The organism is Actinoplanes sp. NPDC023714, from assembly GCF_040639855.1.
Lineage (GTDB): Bacteria > Actinomycetota > Actinomycetes > Mycobacteriales > Micromonosporaceae > Actinoplanes.
Genome location: NZ_JBFAAR010000001.1, coordinates 1,002,820 through 1,016,243, shown reverse-complemented (window position 1 = coordinate 1,016,243; position 13,424 = coordinate 1,002,820). Strand labels below are relative to the sequence as shown.

10 protein-coding genes and 3 tRNA genes are annotated in these 13,424 nt (G+C 72.2%); 2 read left to right on the top strand and 11 right to left on the bottom strand.

The features are described from left to right. Nucleotides 1-6: 6 nt before the first annotated feature. On the bottom strand, nucleotides 7-4,701 hold the full coding sequence (locus AB0G10_RS04895) for an aminotransferase class I/II-fold pyridoxal phosphate-dependent enzyme (protein WP_360916547.1): 4,695 nt from the start codon (nucleotides 4,699-4,701) through the stop codon (nucleotides 7-9). 396 nt (nucleotides 4,702-5,097) lie between these two features. Here AB0G10_RS04895 and AB0G10_RS04890 point away from each other — a divergent pair, with 396 nt between their 5' ends. Further along, a complete protein-coding gene (locus tag AB0G10_RS04890) occupies nucleotides 5,098-5,514 on the top strand; it encodes a hypothetical protein (RefSeq protein ID WP_360916544.1) in 417 nt (138 codons plus the stop codon). 253 nt (nucleotides 5,515-5,767) lie between these two features. Here AB0G10_RS04890 and AB0G10_RS04885 read toward each other — a convergent pair. From AB0G10_RS04885 to AB0G10_RS04870, 4 genes are all read right to left on the bottom strand, one after another. After that, nucleotides 5,768-5,839: transfer RNA gene (locus tag AB0G10_RS04885), tRNA-Val, on the bottom strand. 20 nt (nucleotides 5,840-5,859) lie between these two features. Further along, a tRNA-Cys gene (locus tag AB0G10_RS04880) sits at nucleotides 5,860-5,930 on the bottom strand. A gap of 41 nt (nucleotides 5,931-5,971) precedes the next feature. After that, nucleotides 5,972-6,044 (bottom strand) — tRNA-Gly (locus AB0G10_RS04875). Between the two features lie 97 nt (nucleotides 6,045-6,141). Then, a complete protein-coding gene (locus AB0G10_RS04870) occupies nucleotides 6,142-6,333 on the bottom strand; it encodes a hypothetical protein (RefSeq protein WP_360916541.1) in 192 nt (63 codons plus the stop codon). A gap of 202 nt (nucleotides 6,334-6,535) precedes the next feature. Between AB0G10_RS04870 and AB0G10_RS04865 the strand changes: the two genes are divergently transcribed. Then, the gene (locus AB0G10_RS04865; RefSeq protein ID WP_360916537.1) at nucleotides 6,536-7,339 is read left to right on the top strand and encodes a hypothetical protein; all 804 of its coding nucleotides are present in this window, start codon (nucleotides 6,536-6,538) and stop codon (nucleotides 7,337-7,339) included. Between the two features lie 76 nt (nucleotides 7,340-7,415). Here AB0G10_RS04865 and AB0G10_RS04860 read toward each other — a convergent pair whose 3' ends face one another. Genes AB0G10_RS04860 through AB0G10_RS04835 form a run of 6 tightly spaced genes read right to left on the bottom strand, consistent with a single transcriptional unit; the run spans nucleotide 7,416 to nucleotide 13,194 of the window. Continuing rightward, on the bottom strand, nucleotides 7,416-7,832 hold the full coding sequence (locus tag AB0G10_RS04860; RefSeq protein WP_360916534.1) for an acyl-CoA thioesterase: 417 nt from the start codon (nucleotides 7,830-7,832) through the stop codon (nucleotides 7,416-7,418). Nucleotides 7,833-7,837: 5 nt separating this feature from the next. After that, nucleotides 7,838-8,938: an oxygenase MpaB family protein gene (locus AB0G10_RS04855; RefSeq protein ID WP_360916530.1), complete on the bottom strand. Its 1,101-nt coding sequence runs from the start codon at nucleotides 8,936-8,938 to the stop codon at nucleotides 7,838-7,840. After that, on the bottom strand, nucleotides 8,935-10,143 hold the full coding sequence (locus tag AB0G10_RS04850; RefSeq protein ID WP_360916527.1) for a PEP/pyruvate-binding domain-containing protein: 1,209 nt from the start codon (nucleotides 10,141-10,143) through the stop codon (nucleotides 8,935-8,937). Before AB0G10_RS04850 ends, AB0G10_RS04855 begins: the two co-directional genes overlap by 4 nt. Further along, nucleotides 10,140-10,715, bottom strand: a complete 576-nt coding sequence (locus AB0G10_RS04845) for a transcriptional regulator (RefSeq protein ID WP_360916524.1) — start codon at nucleotides 10,713-10,715, stop codon at nucleotides 10,140-10,142. The genes AB0G10_RS04850 and AB0G10_RS04845 overlap by 4 nt, the downstream gene beginning before the upstream one ends. Next, nucleotides 10,715-12,037, bottom strand: coding sequence for a TetR/AcrR family transcriptional regulator (locus AB0G10_RS04840; protein WP_360916522.1), 1,323 nt, complete (start codon nucleotides 12,035-12,037; stop codon nucleotides 10,715-10,717). Before AB0G10_RS04840 ends, AB0G10_RS04845 begins: the two co-directional genes overlap by 1 nt. Nucleotides 12,038-12,063: 26 nt before the next feature. Further along, the gene (locus AB0G10_RS04835; protein WP_360916519.1) at nucleotides 12,064-13,194 is read right to left on the bottom strand and encodes a trypsin-like peptidase domain-containing protein; all 1,131 of its coding nucleotides are present in this window, start codon (nucleotides 13,192-13,194) and stop codon (nucleotides 12,064-12,066) included. Nucleotides 13,195-13,424 lie beyond the last annotated feature (230 nt).

Sequence of the window (13,424 nt, the reverse complement as noted above, 5' to 3'; positions counted from 1 at the left end):
GCAGGCTCACGCGGGTTGTGGCATTGTCGCCGGGTCGAGGTGGCGGGCCAGCAGGTCCACGGTGTTCTCGATGTCCTCCGTGGTGTGCTCGGCGGTGATGAAGAACCGCAGCCGGGCCAGCTTCTCCTTGACCGCCGGATAGAGGATCGGGTTGGCGCTCACGCCGTTCTTCAGCAGCGTGTCGGAGAGCCGCAGCGCCTTGATCGAGTCGCCGGTGATGGCCGGCACGACCGGCGTGCCCTCACTCGTCCCGGTGTCGACGCCGGCCTGCCGGGCCAGCCGGAGGAAGGTCGCCGAGTTGTTGTGCAGCGCGGCCAGCCGCTGCGGCTCCTCGCGGAGGATGTGCAGGGCGGCCAGCGCCGCGGCCGCGTTGGCCGGGCTCATGCCGGCGCTGAAGATGAAGCCGGGCAGCGTGTACCGCATGTACTCGATCAGCTCGTGCCGGCCGGCGATGTACCCGCCGCAGCTCGCCAGGGACTTGGAGAGGGTGCCCATCCAGACGTCCACGTCGGCCCGGTCCACGCCGAAGTGCTCGCCGACGCCGCCGCCGCGGGCGCCGAGCACGCCGATGCTGTGCGCCTCGTCGACCATGAGCAGCGCGCCGTGCTTCTTCTTCAGGGCGATCAGGGCCGGCAGGTCGCAGATGTCGCCGTCCATGCTGTAGACGCCCTCGACGATGATCAGCACCCGGCGGTACCGGTCGCGCGTCTGGGTGAGCAGCGCGTCCAGGGCCGCGTAGTCCTGGTGGGCGAACGGCTGGCGGCTCGCCCCGGAGAGGCGGCAGCCCTGCAGGATGCTGTCGTGCGCGAGCGCGTCGTGCACGATCAGGTCGTCCGGGCCGACCAGGTGGCCGATCACGCTGACGTTGGTGGAGTGGCCGCCGATCAGGGTGATCGCGTCCTCCGCCCCGACCAGCTCGGCGAGGGCCCGGTCGAGCTCGTCGTGCAGCGCCCGGTTGCCGGAGAGGATGCGGGCCGCGGAGACCGAGGAGCCGTACCGCTCGACGGCCTCCTTCACCGCGTACGCCACCATCGGGTGCCCGGTCAGCCCCAGGTAGTTGTAGCTGGAGAAGGAGATCAGCTGACGCCCGCCGACCTTGGTGCCGCGACCGATCACGCTGTCGTGCACGAGGTAGTACGGGTTGGTCACGCCGACCCGGTCGAGCATCACGCCACGGCGCTGGAACTCGACGACCTCGGGCAGGTACGCCACGTCGGCGACCTCCTTGCGGGTCGGGACCGCGAGCGCCCGCTCGGCCGACGGGACGACCGGCGCGGCGTGGGCCGGGGCGGCGTGCGCCGGGACCGGGACCGGCTCGGGAGCAGCGGCCGGGGCGGGCGATCCGCCGAGGGCCCCGGACAGCACCTGGGCCAGCTCGCCGACCGTGGTCACCTCGAACACCTCGGCCGGGTCCAGCTCGAGGTCGGGCCAGCGGCGCTTCACCGCGGAGACCAGCTCGGCCGTCATGATCGAGTCAAAGCCCAGGTCGGCGCTGAACGTCTGGTCCGCCCGGACCAGGTCGGACGGGTACGCGCTGATCCTGCCGACCATCACCGCGATCTCGGCGACGATCTGCCCGGTGTCGTTCGGCGCGGCCTTCTGCGCCGGGACGGCGGCACGGGGTTTCGGCTCCGGCAGGATCGGCGCCGGCGCCGGCGGAGCGGGAGCGGGAGCGGGAACGGCGGGAGCCGCTTCGAGAGCGGGCGCGGCCTCCGCGAAGGGCAGCTCGGGAGCGGCGCCGAGACCACGCAGAACCTCGAGCTGCTCCCGCATCAGCGAAATGACGTCGTTCACTGGCGTGGAATCTCCATTCCTTCTGGCGACCGGCAGCGCCACGCGCGCAGGCTCGCGGACCTCGATCTCGGCGATCTGTGCCGCCGGCCCGGCCGGGGCCGCCGGGCGTCCGGCCCGGGTGGCGGCCCGCCGCGGCCCGTCCTCACGGGCGGCGCGGCGGATCGAGTAGTGCTGGGTGGCGAGCGGCGACGGCGGCAGCGTGAGCAGCGGCACGCCGAGGCCCTCGAACAGCGGGGTGAGATCGACCGGCACACCCGCGACGGCGAGCCGCCCCAGGCCTTCGAGCAGGGCGTATCCGCCGTCCGGCTCGGCCGGCATCAGCATGATCTTGTCGAGCGGCGCCGACGACGGGATCTGCGCGGCCATCCCGAGCAGGGCGTCACCGGACGACACCTGCACCAGGATCCGGGCGCCCGCCTCGACCGCCTTGCCGACGGCGTCGGTGAAGAACACCGGCGACGAGGTCTGCCGTCCCCAGAGCGTGCGCAGCTGGGCCGGCTCGGCCGGCGCCTGCGGGTCCACGCTGGACACGAACCGGACCTCCGGGGTCCGCACCGCCAGATCGGCGGCGTACGCGGCGACCCGGTCGTCCACCTCGCTGAGCAGCGGCGAGTGGAACGCGTGCGACACCCGCAGCTCGACCGCCGGGACACCCCGGGTACGGCAGCGCTCCACCAGGTGCGCCACGGCGTCGCGGTGACCGCTCGCGACGGTCTGCGCTGGGTGGTTGTAGCAGCCCGCCCAGACGCCCCGGATCCCGGACCGCAGCTCCTCGAACGAGCTCGCGTCCGCCTTGATCGCGGCCATCGTGCCGGGCGGCGGCTCCTGGCCGGCGGTCACCGCGGCGCCGCGCTCGATCAGGAAGTCGAGGCCGTCCTCCGGGGTGAGCGCGCCGGCCGCGACGGCCGCGACGAGCTCGCCCACGCTGTGCCCGAGGGTGACGTCCGGCGTGACGCCGCAGTCGGCGAGCAGCCGGGTCATGCCGATGCCGGTGACGCCGAGGCCCGGCTGGCAGATCCGGGTGGCGCTGACCTGCTCCTCGGCGCCCGGACCCGGGTTCTCGCAGAGCAGGTCGGAGACGGCCACACCGGTGCGCTTGTCCACGGTCTCGGCGAGCGGTCCCGCGTACCGGGCGAAGAGCGGGAAGCGTTCCACCAGGTCGCGCAGCACGCCGGGGCGCAGCGAGCCCTGGCCCGGGAAGAGGAAGGCCAGCCGGCGCCGCTCCTCGTCGAGCGGCGCGTCCGAGGCGTACAGGCCGGGTCCGAGCCTGCCCAGCGTGCCCGCCGAGAGCTCCTGCGCGGCGAGGGCCAGCCGGGCCGCGAGCTCCGCTCGCGTGCGGCACATGACGGCGAGGCGTGCCGGGAGCGCCTGGCGGGTGGCCATGGTCCGGGCCACCGCGGCGGGGGTCAGGGCCGGGTCGGTGGAGACCATGGTGGAGAGGCGTTTCGCGTACGAGGAGAGCAGCTCCGTGGAGCCTGCCGTGACCAGGACCAGCCAGGGTCGCCCGTCAGCCTCGGGGCCGTCCGGCTCGGCCTTCGGCTCCGGGGCCTCGCTGAGCACGGCGTGCACGTTGGTGCCGCCGAACCCGAACGAGTTGACCCCGGCACGCCGCCGGTCGTCGCCGACCTCCGGCCACTCCTGCGGCTCGGTCGTGATCTGCAGGCCGGCCTCGGCCAGCGGCAGGTCGGCGTTCTCGGTGATCGCCGGCTGCGGCGGGACCGTGCTGTGGTGCAGGGCCAGCGACGCGCGGAGGATCCCGGCGGCGCCGGCGGCCGGCAGCGTGTGCCCGATGATCGCCTTGCCGGAGGAGAGGTAGCAGGGCCGGCTCGCGCTGCCCTGCCGGACCCGGCGGATCGCCTCCACCTCGACCCGGTCGCCGACCGAGGTGCCGGTGCCGTGCGCCTCCAGGAAGTCGATGGCGCCCGGCTCCAGCCCGGCGTCCACGTACGCGGCCCGCATGGCCGCCTCCTGGCCCTCGGCCTTCGGCGTCATCGGGCCGGCGCCGCGGCCGTCGTTGGCGGTGCCGATGCCGTTGAGCACCGCGTAGATGCGGTCGCCCGCCGCCACGGCGTCCTCGAGCGGGCGCAGCACCGCGATGGCGCCGCCCTCACCGAGCACGAAGCCGTCGGCGCGGGTGTCGAACGGCCGGCAGACACCGGCCGGGGAGAGCGCGCCGACCCGGGAGAAGCCGATCAGCGCGTTCGGGGTCATGTTGACGAACACGCCGCCGACCAGCGCGGTGGTGCACGACCCGGTACGCAGGTGGTTGACCGCCTCGTGCAGCGCCACCATGGCGGACGAGCAGGCGGCGTCCACGGCGAACGCCGGGCCGCCCAGGTCGAGCAGCTCGGACACCGTGCACGGCGCCATGTTGAGCAGGTTGCCGGCGAGCGAGAAGGACTGGGCCGGCTCGATCGCGGCGGCCGCCTCCGCCACCGCCTCGATCAGCGCGGGGTCGTGCCCGCCGGCCGGGAGCGAACCGTCGGCCAGCATGGTCGCGATGACCCGGGCGCCGGCGATCTCCCGGTAGTCGGAGGAGCTGAGGCCCACGAACACGCCGCTGCGGGACCTGTCGAAGGCGCCGTCCCGCTCCCACCCGGCGTCCTGGACCGCCTCGCGCGCCAGGTCGACAAGCAACCGGTGCTGCGGGTCCATGGCCTTCGCCCGGCGCGGCGGAATGCGGTGGTGCAGGGCCGCGAACCGCTCCACGTCCTGGATGAATGCCACCCGGTCGGTGTACGTCGCGTACTTCTCGCGGAAGTCGGTCGAGTAAAAGGTCTCGTGATTCCAGCGGTCCGCCGGAACCGGCCGGAATTGGTGGGCAGCGTTCAACGAGTTGGCCCAGAACTCGGTAACGTCGCGAGCGCCCGGAAAACGGCAGGAAAGGCCGACGATCGCTATATCCACTGGAAATCCCCATGCTTACGGTGCCTGACGGCCCGGCCGGAGAGCAGGCAGCGGCCTCTGCATATCAGCCCTACTCTGAGCTGCGAATATGCGTCTGCCACCCGCTCGAATTCACCACGTCTGTCAATTCATTCCTGATACCAATCTCGATCCCCCCTCCACACTTCACGCACTCCTAATCAACGGAGCGGGAATCGGAAGGTGTCGGGCGAGTTCGATGATCCGCAGCACACTGCCCCGGACGCCTCCGCAGGCATCGTGGCGGAAATCGTCGACGCGCGGGGAAACGCGCCGATCCGGAATAGGTTACGAACTTCAACCCGTTCCGGTGGCGATTGACTACTCGTGAGTGCGGCGTTTTGCCGAACGGCTGCGAACCGCCTAGCTTTCTGCGCCATGAAGCAAACGACCAAGCGGTGGCTGGCCGCGGTGGCCGCGGTGGCGGCTTTCGTCGCTGTCAACCCGGCGCCGGCCCAGGCGGCACCGAACTTCCAGCGGCAGCGTCTGATCGCGACCGCGTACTACGGCACCATGGACATCATCGCCCGCGAGACCCTCGGCCTGAAGGCCCGGTTCGTCACGGTCGGCGGCCGTCCCGTCCCCAACCTGATCGTCAACTTCGTGACGACGGGTGAGCGCTTCCCGATGTGCGAGGCCACCACGGACCTCAACGGCTGGGCCGAGTGCCGCAACGGCCCGATCCCGCCGCCGCAGTCCCTGGCCAACCTCCTGGTCAACGGTTACGACGCCGTCTTCGACGGCAACCGCTACTACTACCCGGTAGCGGCCCACAACAACATCGGCATCGGCTGACCCCAACCCCAGCGCGGCGAAAAAGCCCCGTCCACCTGGACGGGGCTTTCAGCCGTACAAAAGCAATGGGGTCGATGGGGGTTGATCGAACGGGGGTGTGGCACTTTCCACAGCAACCACCCGCTGAGCAGGCACCCGGCAGAGGGGGTGCGGGTGGCGAAGCCCCCGCCAAGCGCGACGAAGTCGCGCAAAACAAAACGAGGCTGGCATGCGAGCAAGCGAAGCTTGCGAGCGCAGACCAGCCCCAGTCTCGTGGGCGATACTGGGATCGAACCAGTGACCTCTTCCGTGTCAAGGAAGCGCGCTCCCGCTGCGCCAATCGCCCGTGCGGTGCAAAACCCTGCGAGGTGGAGACGGGATTTGAACCCGTGTACACGGCTTTGCAGGCCGTTGCCTCGCCTCTCGGCCACTCCACCGTGGCGGCCGGTGCTCCGTCGATCAGCAACAGCCTTCTCCGAGCGGACGACGGGATTCGAACCCGCGACCCTCACCTTGGCAAGGTGATGCGCTACCAGCTGCGCTACGTCCGCACGCCCCCGGAACTTCCCGGCGACGGATGAAACATTAGCTGAGTGCTGCCACCGGCCGCAAAGCGGGTCCCCTACCGGGGTCGGCGCTCCGCTCTCGTCACCTCGGGTCGCCGATGATCCGGCGGACGGCGGCGAGGAGCTCGGCCTGGAAGGCGGCGATCTCTCCGTCGGTGACGCCCATGCGGTAGTCGGGTCCGGTCTCGGGGTGGTCGGCCCGGGCGGGGTCGCAGTGCCGGAGGGCTCCGTCGGCGTGGCCGGCGGTATACGCCTGCAAAGAATCGTCGATCACGGGACACAATCTCCCACCTCGCCGCGGCCTCGCCCACCGGCCGACCAGTGAGACGAAAAAGTCCGATATAGCGGGACTGTGGCCAGACGGCGGAGGCGACTCGGAGGATCAGGCGGGGCCACAGTCGGAACTCATCGCCGTCACAGACTCCGCACATGCGCGCTGCCGATGCTTGTCGCCGGTGACCAGTCGAGGAGCCTTGATGAGCACGCACGAGAAGTCCGTAGACACCGAACCGGCGACCATGGCCTTCCCGGCCACCCCGCCGCCCGCCGGGGACGAGCCGACAGCGGCCGTGCCGGTGACGCCCGCCGAAGTAGTGCCCACGCCGCCGGAGTGGGCGAGCACCGGGCAGTTCATGGAGGTGAGCAGCACGCCCGCCTCGCCTCCCGGACCGGTCGCGTCGGTGGCCTCGGACGGCTCCGGCGGTGGGACGCCCGGTGAGCCGCCGGCCGGTGGTGGGGCGGCGCCTGGTGGTGGGGCGGCGGCCGGTGGGGCGCAGGCCGGTGGGGAGCAGGCCGGTGGGGAGCAGGCCGGCAGGGCGCAGGCCGGTGGGGAGCCGGCCGCTTCCGGCGCCGGAGCTCCGCCGCCCTGGACGCCTCCGGGGCCGGGTCCGGCGCCGGTCAAGGCCTCGCTGAAGGACCGGCTCGCGAAGAGCCCCAAGGCGGTGCTCGCCGCGGCGGTACTCGTCACCGCGGTCGCGAGTTCCGGCCTCACCGCCGGGATCATGGCGGCCACGGGTGGGGATGGCGCGCCTGCCGCGGGCGTGACGGTTCAGCAGGGCGGTCCCGGCAGCGGTGGTGGCATGCGCGGAGGCGGGTTCGGCGGCGGCTTCGGTGGTCAGGGTCAAGGTCAGGGCCTGGGCCAGGGAGGAGGCTTCGGCGGCGGCACCGACCAAGGCACGACGCAAGACGGCACGACGCAAGACGGCACGACGCAGGGCGGCACGACGCAGGGCGGCACGGCTCAGAACCAGACGCAGGCCGGCCAGGGCACCGGAACCTGACGATTCGCCCCGCAGAGCCCGGAGGCGGCGTGACTTCCCCGGTCGCGCCGCCTTCGCCATGGGCTCCGGAAAGCCTTCAGAGGCCCAGGATCGCCGGGTCCTTCGCCACCGCCCGCAACCGTTCCACCGGGTCGGGGAGCAGGCGCCGCGTCTGACGGTCCAGCAGGCCCGCCACCCCCGTGACGGCCGCGACCGGCGTCCCGTCGAGCCGCACGAAGTCCTGGGACACCCGGAACGTCTTCCCCGAACCCCACGTGAACACGCAGCTCACGTCGACCTCGTCACCCGCCCGCAGCTCTTTGAGATAGCGGATCGTCGTCTCCAGGACCACCGGCCCGAAGCCGGCGCCGAGGAGCACGTCCGGGGAGACGCCGGCGGCCATGAAGCACTGCCAGCGGGCGTGCTCGCCGTATTGCAGGTAGACGGCCTGGTTGACGTGTCCCTGGAGGTCGAGTTCGTATCCGCGTACCGCGATCCGCACCTGATACATCATCCGATTCAACCCCAGAGCGGCGCCTGCCGCGCGCTCCGGGCGAGCAGGAAGGAGCGCCCGCCCGGGAGCCGGCCCACCCCGTGGCTGAGCACCAGGTTGGCGAGGAGGCGGCCGGCCCCGTACCACGGGAGCCGGTAGGGCAGGCCGAGATCGCGCAGGGCGGCCGGCCCGAGCAGCCAGCAGGCGACCGAGAGGGCCCGCTCGCGTTCGTAGACGCCGCGCCACCCGGGCACGTCGTCGGACATGTGGATGAGCGCCCGCGCCAGGGCCCTGCTGTTGCCGTCGGGCGGCGGGTCGTTCGAGAGGAAGTGGTAGAGCAGGCGGCGGCCCCGGCGTTCGGTGTGCGGCAGCCACTCCTCGTCGACGCCCATGAGCCAGCCGACGTAGCTCCACAGGTGCATGACGGCCCGGGAGTCGGCGCCGGAGACGCGGACGCCGAGCAGCCGCAGGTGCAGCAGGAAGCTGGTGCTGAAGACGCCGAGCGTGCTGGCCTGGTCGTACTGGTTGATCGGCAGGCCGCGCAGCTCGTGATCCCAGGTCGGGTCGGCCTCCAGCTTCGCGTTGAGCAGGGCGTGCATGACCCGGACGTGCAGGGTGAGCCGGAACCCCCCGGCGCCCGGTTCGAGGCCGCCGGGCGCGGTCACGGCCCGCCACCACGTCGTGGTCTCCCGGATCCGGCGCAGCGTCTCCCCGCCGGCCAGCCGCCCGGTGCGCACCAGCGGTTCGAGGGCGGCCGCGGTGCGGTAACCGCCGAGCAGCGAGCCGTAGGCGAGGACCAGCCCGGCGTCCAGCCCGAAGATCCGGCAGGCCTCGGCGCCCTCGCGGAGCAGGTCGTCGTCGACCCAGGCGGGCCTCCGGCGGACGGCCTCGTAGAACTCGCCGAGCTCCTCCAGCGGCCCCGAGGCGAGGATCCGGTGCAGCTCGGCGGGCCTGCGCGATCGGACCAGCGCCGCGGCGAGGTCGTCCCGGCGGTTCAGGCCGGCGGCGAGGGACGCGAGCTCGTCCGGGGTCGGCGCCGCGTCCGGCCCGGCCACCAGACGCAGTGGGCGGGCGGCCCGCTCGGACCACGCCCGGTCGAGGCCGAACCGGGTGGGCGTCGTCGTCATGCCTCCGACGATAGATCCAGGGAAGTCGACCACTCCAGCAGCCGGCGCAGGTGATCGTCCGACCCGAGCCGGCCGACCGGGGCCTCGCCGAGGACCACCGCGCCGCTCGTGCCATCGATGGTGATGACGCTCCCTGCTGATAGGAAACGGTCATTCACCCGTACCCCCGAAGGCGTGACCAGGACGCCTGCCCGGACCACCGCGGGTTTGCCCATCGAGCGCGCCACGACCGCCGCGTGACTGGTCGGCCCGCCCTGGCTGGTCACGACGCCCGCCGCGGCCGCCAATCCGTGCATGTCGAGCGGTGATGTATGCGGCCTGACCAGGACTACCGATCCCTCCCGCGCCATCCGCACCGCCTCGTCGGAGGTCACCGCGATCCGTCCGGCGGCGACCCCGGGGCTGGCGCCCCGGCCTCTGGCGATCACGTCCAGGCCGTGGCCGGTTCTGATCACTTCTTGGGTACGGGCGACCCGCCCGTGCGAGGGCCGCGCCCGCCGGACCGCCTCCGCCCGGCTGATCACCCCTTCGTCGGCGAGGTCGACGGCGGCCCGCACCGCCGCCGCGCCGGCCAGGCCGCCGGACCGGACCTGGAGGAACCAGAGCCTCCCGGACTCCACAGTGAACTCGACGTGGCAGACGTCCCGGTAGTGCCGCTCGGTGGCGCGCAGGGCGGACCGCAGCTCGTCGCGGAGGTGTCCGGGCAGCGTGGTGAGGGGGTCCGTGGGCGACTCGCCGGCCACCACGGCGTCGCCCCGCGCCCGGCGCACCACCTCCCCGAACAGCTCCGGCTCACCGGTGTTCGGGTCCCGGCTGAACGCGACGCCGGCGTAGCTGTCGTCATCCCGGTCGCCGTGCACCATCCGCTGGACGATCACCCAGGTGCCCAGGTCGTGCGGGATCTCGTGAAGCTCGCGGTAGGTGACGGCGCGCGGGCTGTCCCAGGAGGCCCGGACCGCGCGCACGGCGTCGGCGAGGCCGGCGCTGCCGACGCCGAGGATCGTGTCCATCATGCCGGGCATCGAGACGGCCGCGCCGGAGCGGACCGAGACGAGATCGCCCAGGTCAGGCGCACCCTCCATCCGTTCGCTCAGCTCTCGCAACCCGGCGGGGATCGGGTCGCGGGGGCCGATCGCGATCCACGGCGGGACCGGCAGGCCGAGGTCGCGGAGGGTGCGGAGGCCCTCCTCCTTCGCGGATCTCACCGCGGGATCCCGAGCGTCGCCAGCAGGTCCTCGTGCAGCTGGAACCAGATCGAGTGATAGGACTCGAGGCTGTCCGCGAGATGTTCTCGCTGACCGTTTCTGACCATGGTGAGGGCCTCGCTGAGCCGGGTCCGGTACCGGGCGAACCGGGGCAGCGCGGCGAGCACCTCGTCCACCCGGCCGTCCAGGTCCTCGAAGCGCCGGAGGACCCGCTCGTCGTAGTCCGGGTCGGTGTGGTCGTTCACCTGGGCGCCGCGCATCTGCCAGGCCGAGCAGAGGTCGAGCAGCTCCGGGTTGAGCAGCAGGAACCGCTCGTAGGCCCGGGTGACCGTCGCCCGCGCGCCGCTCACGTCGAGCTGCCCGGCGATCCGGCGGGCGTCCTCGGCATGACCCTTCTCGGTCAGCCCCCACCCGCCGAACTCCCGGGTGACCCATCCGCCGACGGCCAGGTCGATGAGCTCCGACTCGGTGTCGGACTCGCTCAGGCCGGCGACGTGGGCGACACGGGGCAGTTCGGCGTATCCGATGCAGCGGAGGGTGTGCAGCACGAGCAGGTCGGTGGTGGTGTCCATCAGCGGCTCTCCCCCTCGGTCACCAGGCCGGCCGCCGCGTAGGAGGCGCCCCGGCCGCTCGCCCTCGCCACGATCTCGCCTGATCGGATCCGGACCGCGGTCTCGGTGCCCTCCCCCACCTCGGCGCCGATCGCGGCGGCCACGGCGCCCTCCTCGTCGATGACCAGCCGGAAGGGGAACGTGGCCGCCTGCCCCGCCGTGCCCTGCCCGGCCATGCCTTGCCCCGCCGTCACCGCGCCCGACGCTCTCAGGCATCCGACCAGTTCGGCGATCCGGAGGCGGATCAGGGCGCCGGTCTCGGCCGGATCGGCGGTCACCACGGCGATCGTGACGCTCGGCTGCCTCGGCCCGGCCTTCCCGGACGCCGCCACCCGATCGCTGCCGGCCGGCGAGCTGCGGTCCGGCGAGGTGTTGGCCGGCGAGGTGTTGGCCGGCGAGGTGTTGGCCGGCGAGGTGTTGGCCGGCGAGGTGTTGGCCGGCGAGGTGTTGGCCGGCGAGACGTAGGGGCCGAAGATGCTCGGCTGGGCCTTTTCGGACGGTGGCATTCGTTCGGCGGCGCGGACGGCCTCCTCGGCGGCGCTCAGACGGGCGGAACCGAGGACCGTCACGAGACCGTCGGCGGTGAGGTCGGCGGGCTCGCCGGTCAGCGCGTCGAGCAAACCCTCCGGCGGGCTCCAGGCCTCGGCGACCGGGGACGCCGGCCTGACGAACGGCAGATGAGGCGGATCCCACACGTCGGCGACGTCCATCGCGGCGAGATGCCGGCAGGCGGCCACCACGTCGAAGGGATCACCGAACCCCGGCGCCGACCGGGCCAGATCCCGCGCGCCGTGCAACATCGTCAGGAGCAGCGCCGCCCGGCGTACGGAATGATCCAGAACCGTGGCCAGGAGCAGGGCCTCCAGATGGGCCGTTTCGGTCATGGCAGTCCGTCCGGGCTCATCCTCGAAGACCCCGGCAAGCGACTGCGAACGCAGCCTCCCGTCGGCGGGCGAGTCACCGGCGAGCGGCAGACGATCGAGCCAGGCGCGGGCGAACTCTCCGGCGGCATCCGCCGGGCCATCCATGTCCATCATTGCCGGGTACGGGGTGAGCGGCCGCTCCGCCTCCAGCAGAACCGCCAGATAGAGCGACCGCTTGCTGGGGAAGTTCGAGTACACCGCCCCGCGGGTGAGCTCGGCCCGGGCCGCGATCCGGTCGACCTTGGCCTCGGCGAACCCGTGCTCGCGGAACTCCTCGGCCGCCGCCGCGAGCACTGCCGAACGTGTGCGGGCCTGCTGTTCCACCCTGGTGAGCCGGACCATGCCCACCAGGATACTCACATCATCCGGATGTTAGGAACATCCGATTATTGCTGGGCACCGAGCTTGACCTGTGCACTTCCGGTCTTGCCCCCGCGCGTGTAGTCGACCTTCACGGTGTCCCCGGGGTTCTTGATCAGCGTCACGGCCGCTACGTCGTTGGTCGTCGTGACCGGCGTGCCGTCGATCGACGTGATGACGTCGCCGGCCTGGATGCCGGCCTGCGCGGCCGGACCGCCGGGCACCACCGACCGGACGAAGACGCCGCCCTGCTGGTTCTGGGTGGGCGGAACCGTGATGAGGCTGAACCCGAAGAACGCGTGCGTGACCGTCCCGGTCGCGATGATCTCGTCGGACACCGCCTTCGCGTGATCCACCGGGATGGCGAACCCGAGGCCGATGTCGCCGCCGCTGCTGCCGCCGGACGAGTCCGGGATGCTGGCGCCCGCGGACGGCACCCCGATCAGCTCGGCCGCGCAGTTGACCAGCGCGCCGCCGCTGTTGCCCGGGTTGATCGCCGCGTCGGTCTGCACGGCCGAGACCAGCAGCGCCGTCTGCCCGTCGTCACCGGGCACCTCGATGGTCCGGTCCCGCGCGCTGACGATTCCCGAGGTCACCGTGTTGGACAGCCCCAGCGGCGCGCCGAGCGCCACCACCGGCTGGCCGACCTGAACGTCCTCCGACTTACCGAAAGCGATCACCGGCAGATCCGACTGGCCGTCCACCTTGATCACGGCGAGGTCCGACTTCGGATCCCGCCCGGTGATCACCGCGGGCACGGTCCGGCCGTCGTTGAACAGCACGCTGACCTCGCCACCGTCAGCAGCCAGCGAGATCACGTGGTTGTTCGTGAGGATGTACCCGTCCTCCCGGATGATCTCCCCCGACCCGGTGCCCGCCGCCTGCTCACCCCGGGCCGAGATGGTCACGACGCTGGGCAGGGCCTTGGCCGCCACTTCGGTGGCGGCACAGGTCTCCGCGGTGTCCGGCAGCGGAACGGCCTGAGGGCTGCCCGACACCCCGTCGTTGTTCGACACCGCAAGCCCGCCCACCACGGCCCCCAGAGCAGCCGCAACAGCCATCCCGACCCAGGACACCCATCCCCGGCCGACACCGCCACCGCCGGCCCGCCCCACCTCGCCGTCGCCGGTCCGCCCCACCCCGCCGTCGCTCTCCACAGCCCACTCCCTACGCCGAAGCCATCACCCCAGCAAAGGCCCGACCCCACGCGAAGACATCCCCCGCAGAGAATGACCCGCCCACCGCAGAGACGAAGAGATGAACGGAATCAAGGAGATGGAGAAGACAGGGGGTGCGAGGAGCAGCAGTGGTGACGCGTCCTCGGCCGTCGCGAACGACGTACATCCCATCATCACGGTCCGCGGATGTTGGTAATGTTTAACGGGCC

Excerpts from the sequence above, each read along its gene's own strand:
- AB0G10_RS04890 (WP_360916544.1), top strand. The coding sequence starts at position 5,098 with ATGAAGCAAACGACCAAGCGGTGGCTGGCCGCGGTGGCCGCGGTGGCG.
- AB0G10_RS04865 (WP_360916537.1), top strand. The coding sequence starts at position 6,536 with ATGAGCACGCACGAGAAGTCCGTAGACACCGAACCGGCGACCATGGCC.
- AB0G10_RS04860 (WP_360916534.1), bottom strand. The coding sequence starts at position 7,832 with ATGATGTATCAGGTGCGGATCGCGGTACGCGGATACGAACTCGACCTC.
- AB0G10_RS04855 (WP_360916530.1), bottom strand. The coding sequence starts at position 8,938 with ATGACGACGACGCCCACCCGGTTCGGCCTCGACCGGGCGTGGTCCGAG.
- AB0G10_RS04845 (WP_360916524.1), bottom strand. The coding sequence starts at position 10,715 with ATGGACACCACCACCGACCTGCTCGTGCTGCACACCCTCCGCTGCATC.